This is a genomic window from Pseudomonas sp. MAG002Y, from assembly GCF_019400845.1.
GTDB classification, from domain to species: domain Bacteria; phylum Pseudomonadota; class Gammaproteobacteria; order Pseudomonadales; family Pseudomonadaceae; genus Chryseomonas; species Chryseomonas luteola.
In genome coordinates this window covers 147,663-166,984 of the sequence record NZ_WOEJ01000007.1, presented here as the reverse complement: position 1 = coordinate 166,984, position 19,322 = coordinate 147,663, and the positions used below count along the sequence as shown (strand labels likewise).

Annotated in this window: 14 protein-coding genes; 2 read left to right on the top strand and 12 right to left on the bottom strand. The window is 57.6% G+C overall.

The annotated features are described in order from the left end of the window. Positions 1-10: 10 nt before the first annotated feature. The 6 genes from GM154_RS12260 to GM154_RS12235 all read right to left on the bottom strand — a co-directional run bounded on the left by GM154_RS12260 (position 11) and on the right by GM154_RS12235 (position 9,296). Positions 11-1,597, bottom strand: a complete 1,587-nt coding sequence (locus GM154_RS12260; RefSeq protein ID WP_219652388.1) for a bifunctional diguanylate cyclase/phosphodiesterase — start codon at positions 1,595-1,597, stop codon at positions 11-13. A gap of 185 nt (positions 1,598-1,782) precedes the next feature. After that, positions 1,783-2,541: a uroporphyrinogen-III C-methyltransferase gene (gene cobA / locus GM154_RS12255; RefSeq protein ID WP_219652387.1), complete on the bottom strand. Its 759-nt coding sequence runs from the start codon at positions 2,539-2,541 to the stop codon at positions 1,783-1,785. Positions 2,542-2,834: 293 nt separating this feature from the next. Beyond that, positions 2,835-5,570 (bottom strand): nitrate reductase, encoded by a 2,736-nt coding sequence (locus GM154_RS12250; protein WP_219652386.1) that lies wholly within the window; start codon positions 5,568-5,570, stop codon positions 2,835-2,837. 51 nt (positions 5,571-5,621) lie between these two features. Further along, positions 5,622-5,975 (bottom strand): nitrite reductase small subunit NirD, encoded by a 354-nt coding sequence (gene nirD / locus GM154_RS12245; protein ID WP_010794994.1) that lies wholly within the window; start codon positions 5,973-5,975, stop codon positions 5,622-5,624. Positions 5,976-6,070: 95 nt separating this feature from the next. Then, the gene (gene nirB / locus GM154_RS12240) at positions 6,071-8,512 is read right to left on the bottom strand and encodes a nitrite reductase large subunit NirB (RefSeq protein WP_219652385.1); all 2,442 of its coding nucleotides are present in this window, start codon (positions 8,510-8,512) and stop codon (positions 6,071-6,073) included. A 283-nt stretch (positions 8,513-8,795) separates the two neighbouring features. Beyond that, the gene (locus GM154_RS12235; RefSeq protein ID WP_074823733.1) at positions 8,796-9,296 is read right to left on the bottom strand and encodes a thioesterase family protein; all 501 of its coding nucleotides are present in this window, start codon (positions 9,294-9,296) and stop codon (positions 8,796-8,798) included. 207 nt (positions 9,297-9,503) lie between these two features. Here GM154_RS12235 and GM154_RS12230 point away from each other — a divergent pair, with 207 nt between their 5' ends. After that, complete coding sequence (locus GM154_RS12230) at positions 9,504-11,189, top strand: phosphoethanolamine transferase (protein WP_219652384.1); 1,686 nt, start codon at positions 9,504-9,506, stop codon at positions 11,187-11,189. 41 nt (positions 11,190-11,230) lie between these two features. Here GM154_RS12230 and GM154_RS12225 read toward each other — a convergent pair whose 3' ends face one another. From GM154_RS12225 to GM154_RS12210, 4 genes are all read right to left on the bottom strand, one after another. Then, the gene (locus GM154_RS12225) at positions 11,231-12,901 is read right to left on the bottom strand and encodes a bifunctional protein-serine/threonine kinase/phosphatase (protein ID WP_219652383.1); all 1,671 of its coding nucleotides are present in this window, start codon (positions 12,899-12,901) and stop codon (positions 11,231-11,233) included. Positions 12,902-12,965: 64 nt separating this feature from the next. Continuing rightward, positions 12,966-14,177, bottom strand: coding sequence for a NarK/NasA family nitrate transporter (locus GM154_RS12220; RefSeq protein WP_219652382.1), 1,212 nt, complete (start codon positions 14,175-14,177; stop codon positions 12,966-12,968). Positions 14,178-14,553: 376 nt separating this feature from the next. Next, positions 14,554-15,330 carry a hypothetical protein gene (locus GM154_RS12215; protein WP_219652381.1) on the bottom strand — a complete coding sequence of 259 codons (777 nt, stop codon included), beginning with the start codon at positions 15,328-15,330 and terminating at the stop codon, positions 14,554-14,556. Then, positions 15,331-15,537 (bottom strand): hypothetical protein, encoded by a 207-nt coding sequence (locus GM154_RS12210; RefSeq protein WP_169715109.1) that lies wholly within the window; start codon positions 15,535-15,537, stop codon positions 15,331-15,333. Between the two features lie 207 nt (positions 15,538-15,744). On the opposite strand from GM154_RS12210, the gene GM154_RS12205 reads away from it, so the two are divergent. Beyond that, a complete protein-coding gene (locus GM154_RS12205) occupies positions 15,745-17,457 on the top strand; it encodes a diguanylate cyclase (protein ID WP_219652380.1) in 1,713 nt (570 codons plus the stop codon). Between the two features lie 6 nt (positions 17,458-17,463). Here GM154_RS12205 and GM154_RS12200 read toward each other — a convergent pair whose 3' ends face one another. Both GM154_RS12200 and GM154_RS12195 read right to left on the bottom strand, forming a co-directional pair. Continuing rightward, a complete protein-coding gene (locus GM154_RS12200) occupies positions 17,464-18,039 on the bottom strand; it encodes an ANTAR domain-containing response regulator (protein ID WP_010794985.1) in 576 nt (191 codons plus the stop codon). A gap of 19 nt (positions 18,040-18,058) precedes the next feature. Continuing rightward, complete coding sequence (locus GM154_RS12195) at positions 18,059-19,264, bottom strand: CmpA/NrtA family ABC transporter substrate-binding protein (RefSeq protein ID WP_219652379.1); 1,206 nt, start codon at positions 19,262-19,264, stop codon at positions 18,059-18,061. Positions 19,265-19,322: the final 58 nt, after the last annotated feature.

The window sequence follows — 19,322 nt, the reverse complement described above, 5'->3', positions numbered from 1 at the left end:
AAGGGCAGGCCTAGATCACCGGCTCTGCGCGGGAAGTGTGCGACCTATAGCAACCGTGGCGTTCCAGCAGCTCAGGAACCTCGGAATTGGGCACCGCCCGGCTGAAGAGGAACCCCTGACCAAATTCACATCCTGCCTCGCGTAGCCACTGGACCTGATAGTCGTGTTCGATCCCTTCGGCAATGGATGGCATGTTCAGACCATGCCCCAGCCCCAGCATGCAGCGTACAATCTTGTCATCCTTGTCATTGATAGCCATGGAGTCGATGAACTCGCGATCGATTTTCAACTTATCAAAGGTAAAGCGGCTGATCTGCGCCATGCTGGAATAGCCCGTGCCAAAGTCATCGACAGCGACCCGTACGCCCAGCTCCCGTAGCAGATCCAGGTTGAGCTTGGCCTGCCGGATATCCTTGACGATGGCGGTTTCGGTGATTTCGATTTCCAGCTGCGAGGCCGCAAAGCCGGTCTCAAGCAGAATACGTTCAATGCGGTCCGGCAGCAGAGGATCGCGCAGATCAATCGCACTCAGGTTGAAGGACAGATAAATGCCCGTAGGCCAGTATTTGGCATCGATACAGGCTTTTCGCAGGAGATAATCCGTCAACTCGGTCATCAGGCCGCTTTCCTCGGCCGCTGGAATGAATTTGTCGGGAACAATGGAGCCATGAATTGGATGGTCAAGGCGAGCCAGGGCTTCGAAACCGGCAATGGTCATTCCATCTAAGGCAACGATTGGCTGGTACTCAGGCCGGACGTAGCCGTGTTTGATGGACTCGCGCAATGCCTGAGCAATCATGGATTGCTGTTCCAGCATATGATCCTGGGCCATGTCGAAGAAGCGAATGATGTTCTTGCCGTTGCGTTTGCCCTGGTAGAGCGCAACATCGGCGCGACGAAGCAACGTACTGATGTCCTGCCCATCATTGGGGTAATGGGAAACGCCAAATGTGGCCGCCGTCATCAGTGCAGTCGAACCATGGACCATCGGGGTTGCAACCAGACCCGCCAGTCCTTTCAGAATGGCGTGGGCTGCGGTCTCGCTCTTGGCGGAATGCAGCAGAACAGCAAACTCGTCTCCACCCAGGCGGCAAATAAAATCTCCTTTAGGTAGAGCCGTAGCCACACGCTGCGAAATCTCTTCGAGCAACCGGTCGCCCGTAATATGGCCGTATATATCGTTGATGGCCTTGAATCCATCCAGGTCGAAAATGGCTAGGAAGAAGGGCTCCCGCGTGCCGCGTATCGCTTTTGCGAAATGCTCATTCAACGCGCGGCGATTCGGCAGGTGCGTGAGGTTGTCATGATTGGCCAGGTGATAGGCTTCCTCCTGCGCCTGCTTGCGTGCTTCGATTTCCTTACGCATATCCGCGATGCGACGGAATCCGAAGAAGAAGCCGCACCACCCAATGATGATGAATGCCGTTATGCATTCGTCGACTTGCCAGTGTTCGTGTCTGGCGCTAAAGGCTACGAGATGCTCGAAGAAATCACATTCGATCATCACGACAAGCAGTAAGACACCCAAGGCAATGATGCTGGCAACGTCTCTGAAATGCCTTTTATGCAGTGAGTAGAAAAAGGTCTTCAGAGACATGAGCAGCTCGGTAGCAAGATCGAACAAGGGGCAGGGCCTGGGACTGAGGTGAAGTCCTTGTCGTGTTATCGACGGCAGGCTGGCAAAGTTGATAGTGGCATTATGCTACGAATATAGTCTTTGAATATATAAAGTGACTTGAGGTTAAAGGCTCGCCTGCTCAGTGACGAGCAGGCGCTTTTTGGTCACCCTGCAAGCGTCTTCTGAACAGGCTCAAGCGGCAGACGAAGCGCCTCAGCAGCAGACGCGACCTCGCCAATTACAAGAATGGCTGGGCTCTTGAGCTGAAAGAGGGCCGCGTCGGCTAACAGGGTGCCCAGTGTGCTTCGGCATTCTCGCTGTTCCGGCAGGGAGGCGTTTTCGATCATGGCGACCGGGGTAGAGGCAGCCATCTGGCCTGCCAGGAGTCCCTGCTGAACATCGTTTAGTCGCGAAACGCCCATATAGATGACAAGGGTCGTGCCGCTTTGGGCCAGGGCGTCCCAATTCAATAAGCTGTCGTCCTGGGTATGGGCTGTGACCAGCGTAACGCCACGGGCAATGCCGCGATGAGTCAGTGAAATGCCGCAGTTCGTCGCACCTGCAAGACCGGCAGTGATGCCGTTGACGATTTCGCTTTGAATGCCATGGTTCGCCAGCCATTCGGCTTCTTCACCGCCTCGGCCAAAAATGCACGGATCGCCGCCCTTGAGGCGCGCCACGACCTTACCCTGGCGTGCATAACGCAGCATGAGGCGATGAATGAACGCTTGAGGGGTCGAGCGGCAGCCGCCCCGTTTGCCTACCCTGATGATGTGCGCATGCGGGCAATGCTCCAGCACGGCAGGATTGACCAGGTCGTCAATCAGGACTACCTGCGCCTCGCCCAATGCGCGAACGGCCTTGAGGGTCAAGAGCTCTGGATCACCTGGGCCTGCGCCGATCAGCCAGACTTTTGCATTCATGAATATACCCTCGTGTTCTACTCAATCAGGACAAATAAAAAAGGCGCAACCGCTGTAACCAGCAGGGACGCCTTTGTCCGGTTCTGTTCGGGCCTTGAAGGCCTCTTCAGAAAATACAGTGCTCGCCGTTGAGCGCCGCATTCTATGTCAGACAAATCAGTGCAGTGATTATGCCAAGTATTGAAATTAGCTGTGTAGAGCACTTTTCATCATGATTATGAATGACCATTACCCTTTTCTTGCACAGGTTTAGGTACTAGCGCACCTAAACGGTGCGCCTTATTGCCGACGTTTCAGGTATGGACAGGTGTCCGTGCCAGCAAGCGCTTGATCTCTGGAACACAGGAGCCGCACTGCGTACCACAGCCCAGCGACTCCTTCAGCCCGTTCAAATCAAGTCCTTCAGCGATACCGCCGCGAATGGCGGCTTCGCTGACATTCATGCAGTTGCAAAGCGTTTTGCAACTAACCCCGGTCTGGCTGCCAGGGGGTGTGCTGAGGGGCGCCAACAACCAACGGCGCAGGTCCTGATCCGCTCGACCTTCTTCCCACAGGCTCTTGAGCCAGCGTCGTGCTGCTGTTTCACCTGTCAGGCAGAGCGCGGTAATACGGCCCGCCTCGATACGAACCCGCTTACCCACCTGGCGGCGCGCATCGTCATAGGCCATGACTGGTCCGTCCAGCAGATTAAGGCCGTTATAGATCTGTGCAAGCAGAGCCTTGTCGGGTGACTCTCCATGTGCAGCGCGAATAAGCAGGGCCGGACGGTCGCGGCCAGTTAGGGTAAGACTGGCATGGCTAAAGGTTTCAAACAGTGGGCGCAGGGTTTCGAAGCGCATTTGTACATGGCCTTCTACCAGTGCGTACAGCTCCCAGGGGAGTTCTACCCTTTCCACTTCAATGCCGGCATGTTTGAGCTCCGGTTGCTTGGAGAGCGGATCGAATTCCGAGAGGGTGAGGGCATTGATACCGAGCCCTTTGAGAAAGCGATCCCCCCAGTGCATGGGCAGGAACGCTTGACCCGGTCTGATGTTCTCGTCTGACTCGACACGGACCAGAAGACTGCCGCGACGGCTTTTGACACGGGTCAGCTGGCCGCTCATCAGCCGACGGCGGCGCATATCGTCCGGGTGCAGGGAGAGAAGTGGCTCCTCCACATGGCTGAATAACCGCGCCGCCGTGCCGGTACGGCTCATGCCATGCCACTGGTCGCGTAGGCGGCCAGTATTGAGGGTCAGCGAATAGCGGGCATCACGCTTCTCTTTCGGCGCGGCGTACTCGTCAGCAACAAAGCGTGCCCGCCCCGACGTTGTGGGAAACACACCGTTTTCATACAGGCGGGGCGTGCCCTGGCTGGCGCCGGTGGGAAACGGCCATTGTTGGGGCCCATGGGCATCGATCAGCGAATAGCTGATACCGGAAAGGTCCAGGTCACGTCCTGTGGTCAGATGTTTATATTCCTCGAAGAGCGCTTCAGGTGTCGGGAAGGCGAATCGGCTGCTTTGCTCAGGGTACAGGCGGCTTTCCAGCCGGCGGGCAAAGTCAAGGGTGATGGCCCAGTCCGGGCGTGCTTCACCCGGTGCGGAGATGGCGCGGCGCACATGGCTGATGCGTCGCTCGGAGTTGGTTACCGTTCCTTCCTTCTCGCCCCAACTGGCCGCGGGAAGCAGCAAGTCGGCATAGCGACAGGTTTCGGTCGTGAAAAAGGCTTCCTGAACCACTACGAACGGACAGCGGGCCAGGGCTTCATGAATTTTGGCCTGATCTGGTACGGACTGAGCCGGATTGGTACAGGCAATCCAGAGTGCCTTGATTTTGCCGCTGTGCACCGCATCGAACAGTTCGATAGCCGAAAGGCCGGGCGTTTCAGGCAGCGCGTCGATACCCCAGTAACCCGCGACTTCGCTACGGTGAACAGGATCGGCTACCTCACGATGACCAGGAAGCAGGTTCGACAGGCTGCCGGTCTCACGTCCTCCCATGGCGTTGGGCTGGCCGGTCAGCGAGAAGGGACCGGCACCGGGTTTGCCGATCTGGCCTGTTGCCAGGTGCAGATTGATCAAGGCTGAGTTCTTGGCCACGCCTGCAGTGGACTGATTCAGCCCCATGCACCAGAGCGACAGAAACGCGGGCGATTCGCCAATCCATCGGGCGCAGGTCGTCAATGCCTCTACGGTAATGCCGCACAGCTCTGCCACCATGCTGGGGTTATAGTCTCGCACCAACGCTTTCAGGGCATCAAACCCCTCGGTATGGGCATCGATATAGCGACGGTCGGTCCAACCCTCCCAGAGCAGCAGGTGCAGGATACCGTGAAAGAGTGCAACATCGGTGCCTGGCTGAATGACCAGGTGCAGGTCGGCCAACTCGCAGGTGTCGGTACGGCGCGGGTCGACCACAATGATTTTCATGTCGGGTCGCTGGGCCTTTGCTTCTTCCAGGCGTCTGAACAGGACCGGATGGGCATAGGCCATGTTGCTGCCTGCAATCAGCAGGGTCTGTGCGTGTTCGATATCCTCATAAGAGCAAGGTGGCGCATCGGCTCCCAGGCTGCGCTTGTAACCGACCACCGCGGACGACATGCATAGCCGGGAGTTGCTGTCGATGTTGTTGGTACCGATCAGGGCACGGGCCAGTTTGTTGAAGGCATAGTAGTCTTCGGTCAGCAGCTGGCCGGAGATATAGAAGGCCACGCTGTCCGGGCCATGCTCGCGGAGGGTGTCGGCAAAGACGGTGGCAGCGTGGTCAAGCGCGCTGTTCCAATCGGTCCGGCTGCGTGCCAGCGTCTTGCCCAGGCGTAGTTCGGGGTAGAGCGCACGTGCATCCAGATCGCCGGTCAGGTGCAGCGTAGCGCCTTTGCTACAGAGCCTCCCGTAATTGGCTGGATGAGCCGGATCGCCCGTCACATTCAGGATGCGAGTACCGTCATGTTCGATCAGCACGCCACACCCTACGCCGCAATAACAGCAGGTTGAAGCAGTGATCTGAGTAGCAGCGCCATCACGCGGCTCGTGAGGATGGATGGTCATGGGGTGCTCCATTCTGTTCACGCGGGCCCGGCGGCGAGCCAGGTCAAACGATTAGGCGGCAGTCGTGCTGGCAATGATGTGAGCGCTGCGGCGCGTCTTCTCCAGAGCGAGATAGACGCGTCCGTCTTCTACTCTGACCGGATACCGATGGGCGCACCCTACATCCGGGGCCAGGGCTTCACCGGAGTCGAGAGCGATCTGCCAGTTGTGCAATGGACAGGCCACGGTCTTGCCAAAGACGATGCCCTGAGACAACGGGCCGTGCTTGTGCGGGCAACGATCATCCAGGGCAAAGACATCGTCAGAAGACGTGCGGAAGAGAGCAATGTCGCCTTTGGGACCTTCGATGACCCGGGCGCCCAGTTGAGGGATATCGGTCAATGCGCAGATGTTCAGCCAGTTCATGAGGTAATCCTGTTCAAGTCGCGTAAAAGGAATACGCGATGGGCCGCTCCGTAGGAGGGTGGTGAGCGAAGCGATACCCATCGATCAAGAGACGTCTATAGCGCCGCCACCGGAATCCGTTCGAATTCCTTCTTGAGCGCCGTCTGTTCGATGCGCGCCTTCCAGGGGTCCTGTTCCAGCGACAGGGCGAACATCAGCTGCTGATAGAGGCCTTTGCGCCGCTCGGCATCGTCCAGAATGGCAGTCTTGATGTGCGCAAGGCCCACGCGCTGCATGTAGTGCACGGTCCGTTCGAGGTAGAAGGCCTCCTGGCGGTACAGCTCGATAAAGGCCAAGCTGTACTCCATGACCTCTTCAGCCGTTTTCACCTTGGTAAAGAATTCGCCAGCTTCGGTCTTGATGCCGCCATTACCACCGATATACAGCTCCCAGCCGGAGTCCACACCAATGATGCCCACGTCCTTGATACCGGATTCGGCGCAGTTGCGCGGGCACCCGGAGACGGCCAGCTTGACCTTGTGCGGTGACCACATGCCGAACAGGGCATGTTCCAGATCAATTCCCATCTGGGTCGAGTTCTGGGTGCCAAAGCGGCAGAACTCGCTGCCCACGCAAGTCTTCACGGTGCGGATGGATTTGCCATAGGCATGGCCGCACGGCATGTCCAGATCCTTCCAGACCCCGGGCAAATCCTGCTTCTTGATACCCAGCAGGTCGATACGCTGGCCTCCAGTGACTTTCACCATGGGCACCTTGTATTTGTCGGCCACGTCCGCGATACGACGCAGTTCCGCTGCGCTGGTTACGCCGCCCCACATACGCGGAATAACCGAATAGGTGCCGTCTTTCTGGATGTTGGCGTGTGCGCGTTCGTTGATGAAGCGGGACTGCGGATCGTCCTTGGCTTCGCTGGGCCACGTGGAGATCAGGTAGTAATTGAGTGCCGGGCGGCAGGTGGCGCAGCCATTAGGCGTTTTCCAGCCCAGGGCCGTCATGGTTTCGGGAATGGTCGTCAGGTGCTGCTCACGGATGGCCTGACGAACGAAGCCATGGGTATGGTCAGTGCAGTTACATACCGGTTTTTCGCTCTTGGGCTTTACATCGGCCGCACCGCCCACCGTATTGATCAGGATCTGCTCCACCAGACCGGTACAGGAGCCGCAGGAGCTGGCCGCCTTGGTGTGCTTTTTCACCTCATCCACGGAGAGCAGGTTGTTTTCAGTGATGGCCTTGACGATAGTGCCCTTGCAGACGCCGTTGCATCCGCAGACCTCCATCTCGTCGCTCATCAGCATGGCCTTGTCCTGCCCCTGATGGCCCGCATCGCCTATGGCATGCTCGCCAAACATGAGCAGGTCACGGATTTCGCTAACATTGTGATTCTCACGAATCTGGCGGAAGTACCAGCCGCCATCTGCCGTATCGCCGTACAGGCACGTGCCGACGAGAATGTCGTCTCTTATCACCAGTTTCTTGTAGATACCGCCAATAGGATCGGAGAGGGTGATCTCCTCACAGCCTTCACCGCCCATGAAGTCCCCGGCGGAAAACAGGTCGATGCCCGTGACCTTGAGTTTGGTAGACGTCACCGAGCCGTGATATTCGGCGGTGCCCTGAAGGGCCAGATGATTGGCACACACCTTGGCCTGTTCGAACAAGGGGGCTACCAGGCCATAGGCAATGCCTCGGTGCGCTGCGCATTCTCCTACGGCAAAGATGTCTGGATCGGAGGTGCGCATCGTATCGTCGACGGTCAGGCCGCGGTTACAGGTCAATCCGGCTGATTCGGCCAGTGTATAGTTGGGACGAATGCCGGCAGCCATCACGACCAGATCAGCAGGTATTTGATCACCATCGGCGAAACGAACGGCGCAGACACGACCGTTGCCGTCATCGAGCAGCTCGGCGGTCTGCTTGGGCAGCAGAAAGTTGAGGCCACGGCTTTCCAGGGCGGTCTGCAAAAGGTTGCCAGCCGTCTTGTCCAGCTGGCGCTCCATCAACCAGTCACCGATATGAACGACGGTGACATCCATACCGCGTAGCTTGAGACCGTTGGCCGCTTCCAGACCCAGGAGGCCGCCGCCGATAACCACTGCGTGGCGATGCGTGGCTGCCGTATCGATCATGGCTTGGGTATCGGCAATGTCACGATAACCAATCACACCCTCCAGATCCTTGCCCGGAATGGGCAGGATGAAGGGGTTGGAGCCGGTGGCAATGATGAGTCGATCATACTCTGCCACGGTGCCGTCTTCGGCTATGACGCGGCGGTTCTGACGATCGATTTCCGTAACCCTGCGATTGAGATGCAGCTCGATAGCGTGCTCGGCGTACCAGTTGAGGTCGTTCAGGACGATCTCCTCAAAGGTCTGCTCGCCAGCCAGAACGGGGGATAGCAGGATGCGGTTGTAGTTCGGGTGTGGTTCTGCGCCAAAGACTGTTACGTCATACAGGTCAGGGGCGAGTTTGAACAGTTCTTCCAGGGTGCGTACCCCAGCCATGCCATTGCCGATCAGTACCAGCTTGAGCTTTTTCATCAGGCGTCTCCGCAAGCTGCCCACCGGGCGTGCTTGAAATCGAGGCAACAAAAAAGGCGTCCCGCACATGAATGCGAGGACGCCTTTGTCCGGTCCCGTTATCGGCCTGCATAGGCCTGTCGGGGGAGCGCTGCCGTTCGCCGTTGAAGGCTGCGCTTGATGTCTGCCTAGAGACTAAGCAGGGGACGTGCCAAGAATGTAACTGCCTGAGCTCGCTCTGTTTTTTGTCAGGAGATCCTGATTATTCTGAGCTTTTGTGCACCACTTTGAAGCGCATTGCACACTATCCGTGCGAACTTTCCTTGATAGGCGTGACGTTCTGTGTACTGGACGCTGGCCGATCACTGACCCAATTAACCTTGGGAAAAATACGGTGGAAAGGTTTGGGCATAGGCTCGATGTGCTTTTCGCGATAGTTGTAAAAGACGAAACCGCACTTGGCGAGCGCAATGGTGGTGTCGGTATCCGGCCGAGTAATGCGGAAGATGATATCGCCCCCGTATTTATTGAAGTCCATGACCCCAATGTCAAATTGCAGCTTGTCCCGCGCAAAGGCTTCAGCCAGATAAACGGTCGCAAGATCCGTCACCATGGTACCAATGCCATCCTCGGCACCATCCCGGATACCGTAGTAAAACATGAAGCGTGTACGAGCTTCTGAAATCATGGAAATCATCGACTCGTTACTCAAGTGGCCACCGGCATTGATGTCGGTACTGCGGACCGTTTGATGGGTAGTAAAATAAAACTGGTCGCTTGGAAGATTGAGTTCGATGCGGGCCATGAGGAGCTCCCTATGATCTTCTTATTGAGGGTTATGCTTGGAGCTTAGCAAGCATGCCGTCTGGAATCACGGTTCCTTCTCTCTTTTACACCCTTGAGGGGCAGTTTGAGAAGCAATTAAGTGAAACGTTTTTACAAGGCTTTCTTCACGAAACGTTGACGAGCCCCTCACCACACTTTTGTCATCTTATTTCAAGAGTTGTACGAGATGCTGAAGTTGAGACCGGTTCGTCCCGAGTGGCTCACGCTGATCGTGAGTGCGGCTTTCCTGATTTTTTACAACGTCCCACTGTGGACTCACCTGTTCAACGTGGTAACTCCTCTCGACGTGAAAGGTGTGCTCACCTTGGGCGCAGTGGCTGTTCTGTTCCTGGCAGCCTTCAACCTGATCCTGACCTTTTTTGCCTTTCGCTGGGTTTTCAAGCCGCTGCTAAGTGTGCTCTTTCTGAGTGCCGCAGGGGTTGCCTACTTCATGAACCAGTACGGCGTCCTGATCGATACGGAGATGCTCCGTAACATGCTGGAGACCGACACGGCCGAAGTGGGGGATCTGCTGTCATTCAAGCTGGCTGCCTATCTGCTCCTGCTCGGCGCGCTGCCGGTCTGGCTGCTCTGGAGGACACCGGTTCAGTATCGTCGGTGGCCGCGCGAGCTGTTGAGCAAATCCATTGCCAGCGGTGTAACCGCCGTGGTTATGGTCGGCGTAGCCATGCTCAATTATCAAAGCCTGTCTTCCCTGTTTCGTAATCACCACGAGATTCATATGCAGCTGACGCCCAGCAATTCTGTGGGTGCCTTGATCAGCTATGTTCATGACGCGACGGCCAAACCCAAGGGTCCGCTGCGCGAGATCGGTACGGATGCTGTACGCCTGGCGCCCGTCAGCGCCGGTGCGCACAAGACATTGACTGTTCTGGTCGTTGGGGAAAGCGCACGTGCCGACAACTTTGGCCTGGATGGCTATGGCCGCGATACAACGCCCGAGCTGCGCCAGGAGGAGGGCGTGATCAGCTTTACCGATATGCATTCCTGCGGCACCGAGACGGCAGTATCCGTACCCTGCATGTTCTCCAATCTGACCCGCGCGCATTACAGTGACAGTGTGGCCAAAAGTCAGGAGAACCTGCTTGATGTGCTTAAGCGGGCTGGATATGACGTGATCTGGCGCGACAATCAGGCCGGCTGCAAGGAAACCTGTAACCGTGTGGCCTTTGAAAGCCTGACAAAGGCTCAGGACCCGGCATTCTGCAGCGATGGCGAATGTCATGATGAAATCCTGCTCAAGGATATACAGGGCATCATCAATCACATGCAGCGCGACACTGTGCTAGTGCTCCACCAGATGGGCAGCCACGGTCCGGCCTACTTCAAACGCTACCCGGCGGCCTTCGAGTACTTTACCCCGGTATGCAAGAACAACGAGCTGAGCCAGTGCTCCCGGGAAAGTATCGTGAATGGATATGACAACACCATTCGCTACACCGATCATGTCCTGGCGAGCCTGATAAATACCTTGCGCGCCAATCAGGACAAGGTGAGTACCGCCATGTTTTACCTGTCCGATCATGGTGAGTCATTGGGTGAATACAATGTATTTCTTCATGGCATGCCGTACGCCGTAGCGCCGGATCAGCAGAAGCATATCGCCAGCGTAGCGTGGTTTTCTCAGCCGTATCAGCAGTCGATGGGGGTGAATAGCCAGTGTGTAGCGGTCCACCGGAATGACTCGCTCAGCCAGGACAACCTGTTCCATTCCATGTTGGGTCTCCTGCGTGTCCATACCCAGGTCTATAACGCAGAGCTGGATTTGTTTGCCAGCTGCCGTCAGCTCTCAGGGGCAACCGTGGCCAGTACGAGCCCGTCAACGCAACCGCCCGCGAACAAGCTCAACTGAAACAGGCGAGCTGGCCTTGGCGGGCTGGCTCGTCAGATCGATCAATGGCGATACAACCAGAGCAGCACAGCGGCGAGGTTGATCAGTAACGAAACGCAGGCCACTGTACGCCAGAATTTCAGTGGCTCGCGCTCCAGCAATGCCTTGGGCGGTAATGCAGGTTGCCGCTCGCCTTGCTCCAAAAGTAATAAGGCTTCCTCTGCCGTCTCGAAACGCTGGGCTGGATCGACCGCTACACCGCGCAGTAACCAGTCATTCAGCCAGAGCGGTACGTCGTGCCGATAGCGCAGCACACGTTCCGGCTGTTGAAAACGCGGTCGCTGGAAGGCCTCTATTTCTCCGTAGGGATAATGGCCTGTCAGCAGGTAATAGAGCGTAACGCCTACTGCAAAGATATCCTGCTGCGGCCCTGGTGCGGCACCTTTGAACGTTTCGGGCGCCAGATAGCTGGGCGTACCCGGCACCGCGCCCTCCCATTCATGGGAAAGGCCAGGGCAATAGGCAAGGCCAAAGTCCAGTAGCCTGAGTTCGCCATCATCGCCCCGGTGCAGATTCTCGGGTTTGATATCCCGGTGCAGAATATTGCGCCGATGCAGTTGACCCAGGGCGCGCAGGAGGCGGGTTGCGGTATCCAGCCACTCGCCAAGCGGAAATGGACCGGCCTGTTTGAATTGGACAGCCAGCGTGCGGCCCGGGTATTCACGCTGTACGTAATACAGGTGCTGACGTTGAGGCAGTGGATGCAGTTCGACAAAAGCCCTTCCGGCGACGCGGCGCAGAAACCACTCCTCCATCAGGAGCGCCTGCATGGCCTGGGTATCACCTTGCTGACCTGGGGCGAGAGTCTTGAGCAGCCAGGGCCGCCCGGCGCTGTCACGCACGCGATACAGCCAGGACTGCTGAGAGATCGCCAGGCGCTGTTCGACCTGCCAGCCCTCGAACATCTGGCCCTCTTTGAATCGTGGTGGAACAGGCCAGCCCGCTACCTCGGCGAGGGCATCCGCCAAGGGCTTTTCGGGCAGTGTATCGACGCGTATCAATAACGCGCTGGCGTTGTCCTGACTGCCCGCCAGATGGGCTGCCTGGATCAAGGCATGGGCCGCTGACATGGGGTTGGCTTCATCCAACAATATACGTCGTATAGCCGCATCACCTAGGCAGGCCCAGACTCCATCACTGACCAGCAGGAAGCAATCACCGATTTGCAGATCACCTTCATGAAAGTCCACGATCAGATGAGCTTCCAGCCCCAGAGCACGTGTCAGAACATGTTGCATGCCGGGCTGTTGCCAGACGTGGTCTTCTGTCAGACAGGAGAGTGTCTGGCCTCTAAGGTGATAGGCCCGACAATCGCCTACATGGGCAAGGGTGTAGCGGTGCCCTCTGAGCACAAGGGCCGTCAGCGTCGTCAGTAACGGCTGGCCTTGGGCCCCGGCTTGTAGCCAGCGGTTCTGTGCCAGGAGCAGACGATCCAGTGACTGTGCAATAGGCCAGGTTTCGGGCGTTGAGTAATAATCCATCGCCACCGCCTGTACGGTTGAGCGGGCAGCCAATCCGCCGTCGGCGCAGTGGCTTACTCCATCGGCCAGGGCAAACAGATGCCCCTTGCTGAGTGCCAGAGCGGGAGCCGGCGTGACGCTACGCAGGGCGTCCTGGTTTTCCGGTCGTGGACCGGTGGCCGTGGCTTCACCGATGCTCAAGGTAAGGGGCATGGATTCGGTCAGGAAGTAGAGAGGTTTAGAAGCGAAATGCCCGTCGTTTGACGGGCGCTTCGAGTTAAACGCGTGCGGCAGACACGGCCGCCGATCCCCAGGTGGTTCTCCAACGCCGCTTCACACTCAGCAGACCAAACCAGGCCAGTACGCCCAGGCAGGCGAATAGCCAGAGGCCCAGCTGATAATCACCGGTGGATTGCTTGATGGCACCAAGGCCCGCCGTCAGAACAAAGCCTCCAATACCACCTGCCATACCGATCAAGCCAGTCATGACGCCGATCTCCTTGCGAAAGCGCTGCGGCACCAGCTGGAAAACCGAGCCATTGCCTGCGCCCAGACTCAGCATGGCGACTACGAACAGCCCCAGGGCGGCCGTTGCACTGGGCAGATGGAAGCCCACCGCGGCAATACAGACAGCTGCCACGGTATACATGCCCAACAGGCAGCGGATACCGCCGATCCGATCAGCCAGCGCGCCACCCAGCGGGCGCATCAGGCTACCGCCAAAGACGCAGGCGGCGGTGTAATAGCCGGCAACGACGGGCTCCAGGCCATATTGGTCATGAAAGTAACCCGGCAGGGTACTGGCAAGGCCGAGAAAACCACCAAAGGTCACGCTGTAGAAAAACATGAACCACCAGCTGTCCTGGTCACCCAGGGCCTTGGCATAGTCGGCTAGTTTCTTCGGCGCAGGCCGCTGCGGTGCATTGCGTGCAAACAATATGAAGAAGACGAGCGTAGCGGCCAGCGGAATCAACGCCCAGCCAAAGACGTTGGTCCAGCCGAACAGTTTTGCAAGGCCAGGAGCGAACAGCGCCGCGAAGACCGTTCCCGAGTTGCCGGCACCTGCAATGCCCATGGCCTTGCCCTGATGCTGCGGCGGATACCATTGCGAGGCCAGGGGCAGGGCGACGGCAAAGGAAGCGCCGGCAAAACCCAGGAAGAGTCCCAGCAGCAGAGCCTGCTCGTAACTGTCGATACCCATCTGCCACGCCACGAATAGCGCCGCGATAACGGCGATCTGGCCAATAATGCCTGCGGTCTTGGGCGAGAGCGTGTCAGCCACAAAGCCGAGGATCAGACGCAGCACGGCGCCTGCCAGAATGGGCGTGGCGACCATCATGCTGCGTTGCTGAGTCGTCAGTTGCAGGTCGGCCGCGATCTGCACGGCTAGCGGGCCAAGCACGTACCAGACCATGAAACTCAGATCGAAATATAGAAACGCGGCGAACAGGGTCGGCGCATGGCCGGCTTTCCAGAAACTCGTGTTCATTCGTGCACCTCGTAATCAACGATGTACCCGCCACGCGGCAGGGCCTCAGTTCGAACATCACAAGGCGAACGCGCCTGACGTGCGTTGTGAAATGCCAGGCATTCAGCACAACCGCGGAGCGTCCACCCGCCCCGGGCATTGGGGCAGAAACGACAAAGGCGCCACGTTGCCCTCTGCCGGAGCAGGAGCAACGCGACGCCTTTGTCGTAGGTGGGTAACCGCCGTTGGCTACCGTTACGGATGGATTAGCAAACGCCACGCCAAGTCAGCAAAGCGCTCTGGCCTGCGGTTTTACCGTCAGACCATCCGCCCGTCTGAATCATTACAGCGCATCGTGGATAGACATGCCCGGATATGGGGCACAGGCATCGTCTTGTTAGGACGTTACATGGTCCGGCTTTTTACTGCGGACAAAGCGCTCGTAGGCATCAAAGTCGAACTTGGTCGCAGACAGGATCTGGCTCTGCTTCAGCGTGAGGTAAATATCCTTGTCCGCATCGGCATAGTGGGTCGTGAACGTTACCCAGAGTTTGTCCTTGTCCCGATAGCCACTCATGATCGGCTTGATGCAGACCTCCTGATCGGCACCTTCCGTTTCGCTGGGTTCGCCCAGAGTCGTGATCTTGCCTACATAGACCTTGCGCTCCTCTAGAGAGAGCATCAGGGTTTCGCGGTTGATCGTGGCATTGAACAGCAGATCATCCAGCGGGCTGTCCTTAAGGATGCCCGCCATGAGAAACATTGCATAATTTTCTTCCTTCAACCCATGCCGCCGCTTGATGTAAGCCTTGGCCAGAAATGCCCAGGGCCTTGGGATCATGAGTGCGGTCACGGTGAGGATAAGAATCCAGGAGAGCTGGGCGGCCTGGCTCGCCTCCTCAATGGCATGGGTCCGCAGGATCAAGCTCGCCAGGCCGGAAAAGTAATCGAGCGAAAAGGTACGGCCTGCAACCGTCCAGTCATGCTGGGCCACGAGCAGAAACAGCATGAGGTTGAGGGTCAGCGAAAGAAGCGCGCAAAACAGACCAAGCCGGGCGCTCTGCAAATAGAGGTACTGTCCCTCGTAGCGATGCAGGCGATAGTAGAAAAGCGGGTGCTTGTGACAGACGAGAAACCCGCTAACCAGGATAGGCAGAAGAAGGAGAAGAAACATTTAGCCGTTGATAAGGCGCTTGGCTCGGTCGAGATCCTGCTTGAACTCCGGCGAGTCGAACACTTCTTCAGGATCAATCCGGATGGTACCGCGGCCCACGACCCGAAGGGACTTGTACGAGTTGTTGATCGTTTGCGCCAATTTCCGCTCTTCTTCCGAAGGCGCTTTGAACAGACCGATCAGGTGTTTGAGCATGATGATGTCCATACGGGGTTTCCGGGCTTATAGCCTAGATAGGGGCCGCCTTCAAGAGAGATCGAACAAACCTGTCGCCTGCCGGAAAAAACAGGCAGACTTACCGGTATGACCGTTGTTCTGCCTTTTTGCTCGATTGCTTCCTGCAAACACTGCTTATGGATTGATCAGCAGCGGCTAGACTTCTAATCCGATAGATGCATCTCCTGGAAACAAGCAATGACCAAGACTGCTTCGCAGTTGCGTAGCCGATTCAGCCTAATCATCGCCATGCTGGTTCTTAATGTGATTGTGCCTCTTAGCAGCACCAGCTGGATTCGCAGCGGCCTGGATAACTACGAAGCAGCTGAAATGCGCCTCCAACAGCTGCAGCGCTTATTTTCAGCAATCAAGGATGGTGAAACCGGCCAGCGTGGGTTCATCATTACAGGCCGTGAAGATTATCTGACGCCTCTGTTTCAAGGATATGCCGAGGTCGACCATCTTGTGATTCCCTTGCGGCAAGCAATGGATGCGAAGCAGTACCCTGAGTTTGCTGCCCTTCAGGATATGATCGGTCAGCAGCGAGCCTATTGGAATGGCACTATTCAGCTGCGCCGTGAGCGGGGGCTGTCCGAGGCAGTAGCACGGGTCAGCACGGGGGAGGGAAAACGGCTCATGGATACCATTCGACAGGAAGTCGCCACGATTGAAAATCGTATGTCGCAAGAGAGCATATTGCTATCTCAGCAGGTGGAATGGCGTCGTCAGATCATCCGTATTGCGCTCCTGCTTATTGCCATGCTCGATCTGGTCCTCGTTGCGATTCTTTATAAGTTCACGTTCCGCGTACTAAATGAGACCAAGACAAGCGAAAAACGCCTGCTTGAACTCTCAGAGCAATTAAGCGACGGCATGCAACAGCTCGAACTGCGCAACCGTGAAACGGAGCTTATGAGCCGTATGGCCAGCGCTTTGCACTCAACTACAGACTTTGCCGAGTGCTACGACATCATCACTCGGTTCGCCAGCCAGCTGTTCGGATCCGCCCCAGGGTGTATTCATCTGTATCACCCCTCGCGGGATGTCCTGGAACTCGCAGGAGCCTGGAATGGCTGGGTTGAGCAGAAGACCATGTTCGAGCCTCACCAGTGCTGGTCGGTGCGTCGTGGGCAGACCCATGATGTTCATGACGTGACCAAGGATCTGGTCTGTCCCCATCTGGTCAATGTCGTCCAGGCGCAAGGTGGCTACGTCTGTGTGCCACTGATGGCGCAGGGTGAGCCGATCGGTGTATTGACACTGTGCGAGCATCCCACCTCAGGACTTAAACTGGCCGAAGCCTTTGCCGAGCAGGTATCCCTGGGCGTGGCGAATCTGGCCCTGCGTGACAGCCTGCGTCATCAGTCCATCGTGGATGCGCTGACCGGACTGCACAACCGCCGTTTCCTCGATGAGACTCTGAGCCGCGAACTGCTGCGTGCCAGTCGCAACCAGACGACAACGGCTGTCGTGCTGTTCGACGTGGATCACTTCAAACGGTTTAACGATACTCACGGCCATGAGGCTGGCGATGCGGTCTTAAGGCATTTGGCCGTGGAGGTTAAACGCCTGGTCAGGGCCAGTGATCTGGCCTGCCGCTTCGGTGGAGAGGAGTTTGCCCTGGTATTGCCCGAGTGCACCCAGGCAGGCGCCCTGGCGCGTTGCGAGGCGCTACGTGAGGCGGTCAGTCACATGCAACTGGTCTATGGCGGTACACCTCTGGGCCCGGTCACCATTTCGCTGGGTATTGCCATGTATCCACAGAGCGGTCAGAAGGCCGAGGAGCTGCTGCAGGCGGCCGACAAGGCGCTCTACGAAGCCAAGCGCGAGGGCCGTAACCGGGTCTGCTTGAGTCAGACGGTCACTGCGCTGCCAACCTCGCCAGCGCACTCCGTGCAACAACGTCAATGAGAGGCTTTACATGCCGAGCAGCTCGTTCATGGAAATGATCTGCTCAGCTACCTGAACGAGCTTTTGCTGTTTACTCATGGCCTGGCGGCGCATCAGGGTGTAAGCCTGTTCCTCATTGCAGTCCCGCATTTTCATCAACATGCCTTTCGCCAGCTCGATTCGCTTGCGCTCGGCTAGTTGCTGTTCCCGTGCCTGCAGCTGGGCGCGCAGAGCCTGATCGGTTTCGAAGCGTGCCATGGCCACGTCGAGGATCGGTTGCAATCGTTGGGCATGAATGCCTTCCACGATATAGGCGCTGACGCCTGACTGAATTGCCTGGCGCATGACATCTGGATCGTGCTCGTCGGTAAACATGACGATTGGCCGAGGGCGGTCTCGCGTCACCAGGCATACCTGATCCATAACGTCACGGCTGGGCGACTGGGTGTCGAACAGGATGACATCGGGGCGGATCGCTTCGATTCGGGCGGGCAGGTCTATGGTCAGGCCGGACTCTTCGATTACGTCAAAGCCGGCTTCCAGCAGGGCGGCCTTCAGGCGGCCTACCTTCTTCGGGGTGTCGTCGATAAGCAGAATGCGCATGGTGCTTGTCGCCTCGAAGTCAAGTCAGTGGATTAAGCATGGCGTCAGCCAGGGCATGCAGGGTAAAGCTGCGGGCGTAGCCTGCCGGATCCTGTCCATCCCATACCCGGCCGTCAATGAGCGTAGCGCTGCGCAGGGGCTGATCAGGAACCTCCACGCCTACACGCGCTGCCGCCTCGCCGTAAAGCGAGAGCTGCTGTACCTGACGGGCCACTCCCACGTAGTCAGGATCATTGCGCAAAAGACCCCAGCGGCGGAATTGAGTCATGAACCACATGCCATCTGATAGATAGGGCATATTGACTGCACCCTTATGAAAGAAGCGCAGGGGATGCTCATCCTGCCAGCGCTGCCCCAGTCCATTTGTGTACTGACCCAGCATGCGCGGCTCGATGGCGCTTACCGGTGCGTTGATATAAGCGGCGCCGCTGATCAGTTGTGCAGTGCTGCGACGATTCTCGAGGCTTTCCTCGATGAACCGGCTGGCATCGAGCAGGGCACAGATCAAGGCGCGGGCCGTGTTGGGATTCTGCTCGGCAAACGCACGGGTACAGGCCAACACCTTTTCTGGATGATCCGGCCAGATGGATTGCGTTGTAGCCAGGGTCACGCCCAGGCCTTGCTCAATGGCCGAGGCGCCCCAGGGCTCGCCTACACAATATCCATCGATTCGGCCAGCGCGTAAATGCTCCACCATCATCGGTGGAGGCACCACAGCGGTGCTCACATCTTCCAGCGGATGGATGCTTTTGGCGGCCAGCCAGTAGTACAGCCAGAGCGCATGAGTCCCGGTGGGTAGGGTATGCGCCAGCACAAGCGGAGCCTGCGAAGACTGCTGAATACGGTGTGCCAGTGCTTCAGCTGTAGTGACACCTTCGGTCGCGAGCGAGGCTGAGAGGTTGATGCTTTGCCCATTCTGGGCCAAGCCCATCAGGACAGCCATGTCGGTAGGTGACGAGCTGCCCAGCCCCAATTGCAGGCCATAGATCATGCTGTACAAGCTGTGCGCCGCATCCAGCTCGCCATTGAGTAGACGATCCCTCAGGGCTGACCAGGACGGCTGACGATGCAGGTGCAGGGTCAATCCGTAGGGTTGAGCAAATCCTTGAGTGGCTGCCACGATCAGCGAGGCAGCGTCGGTCAGGGGCATGAAGCCCAGATTTACAATGCTCCGTTCTGGTGCATCCGAGCCTGATACCCAGGCGAGGGCGTTAATCGTCGTCATAGCAAGCCTTGGCAAAAACATAAACAAAAAAGCGCCGTTAAGGCCGATAACAAGGGTT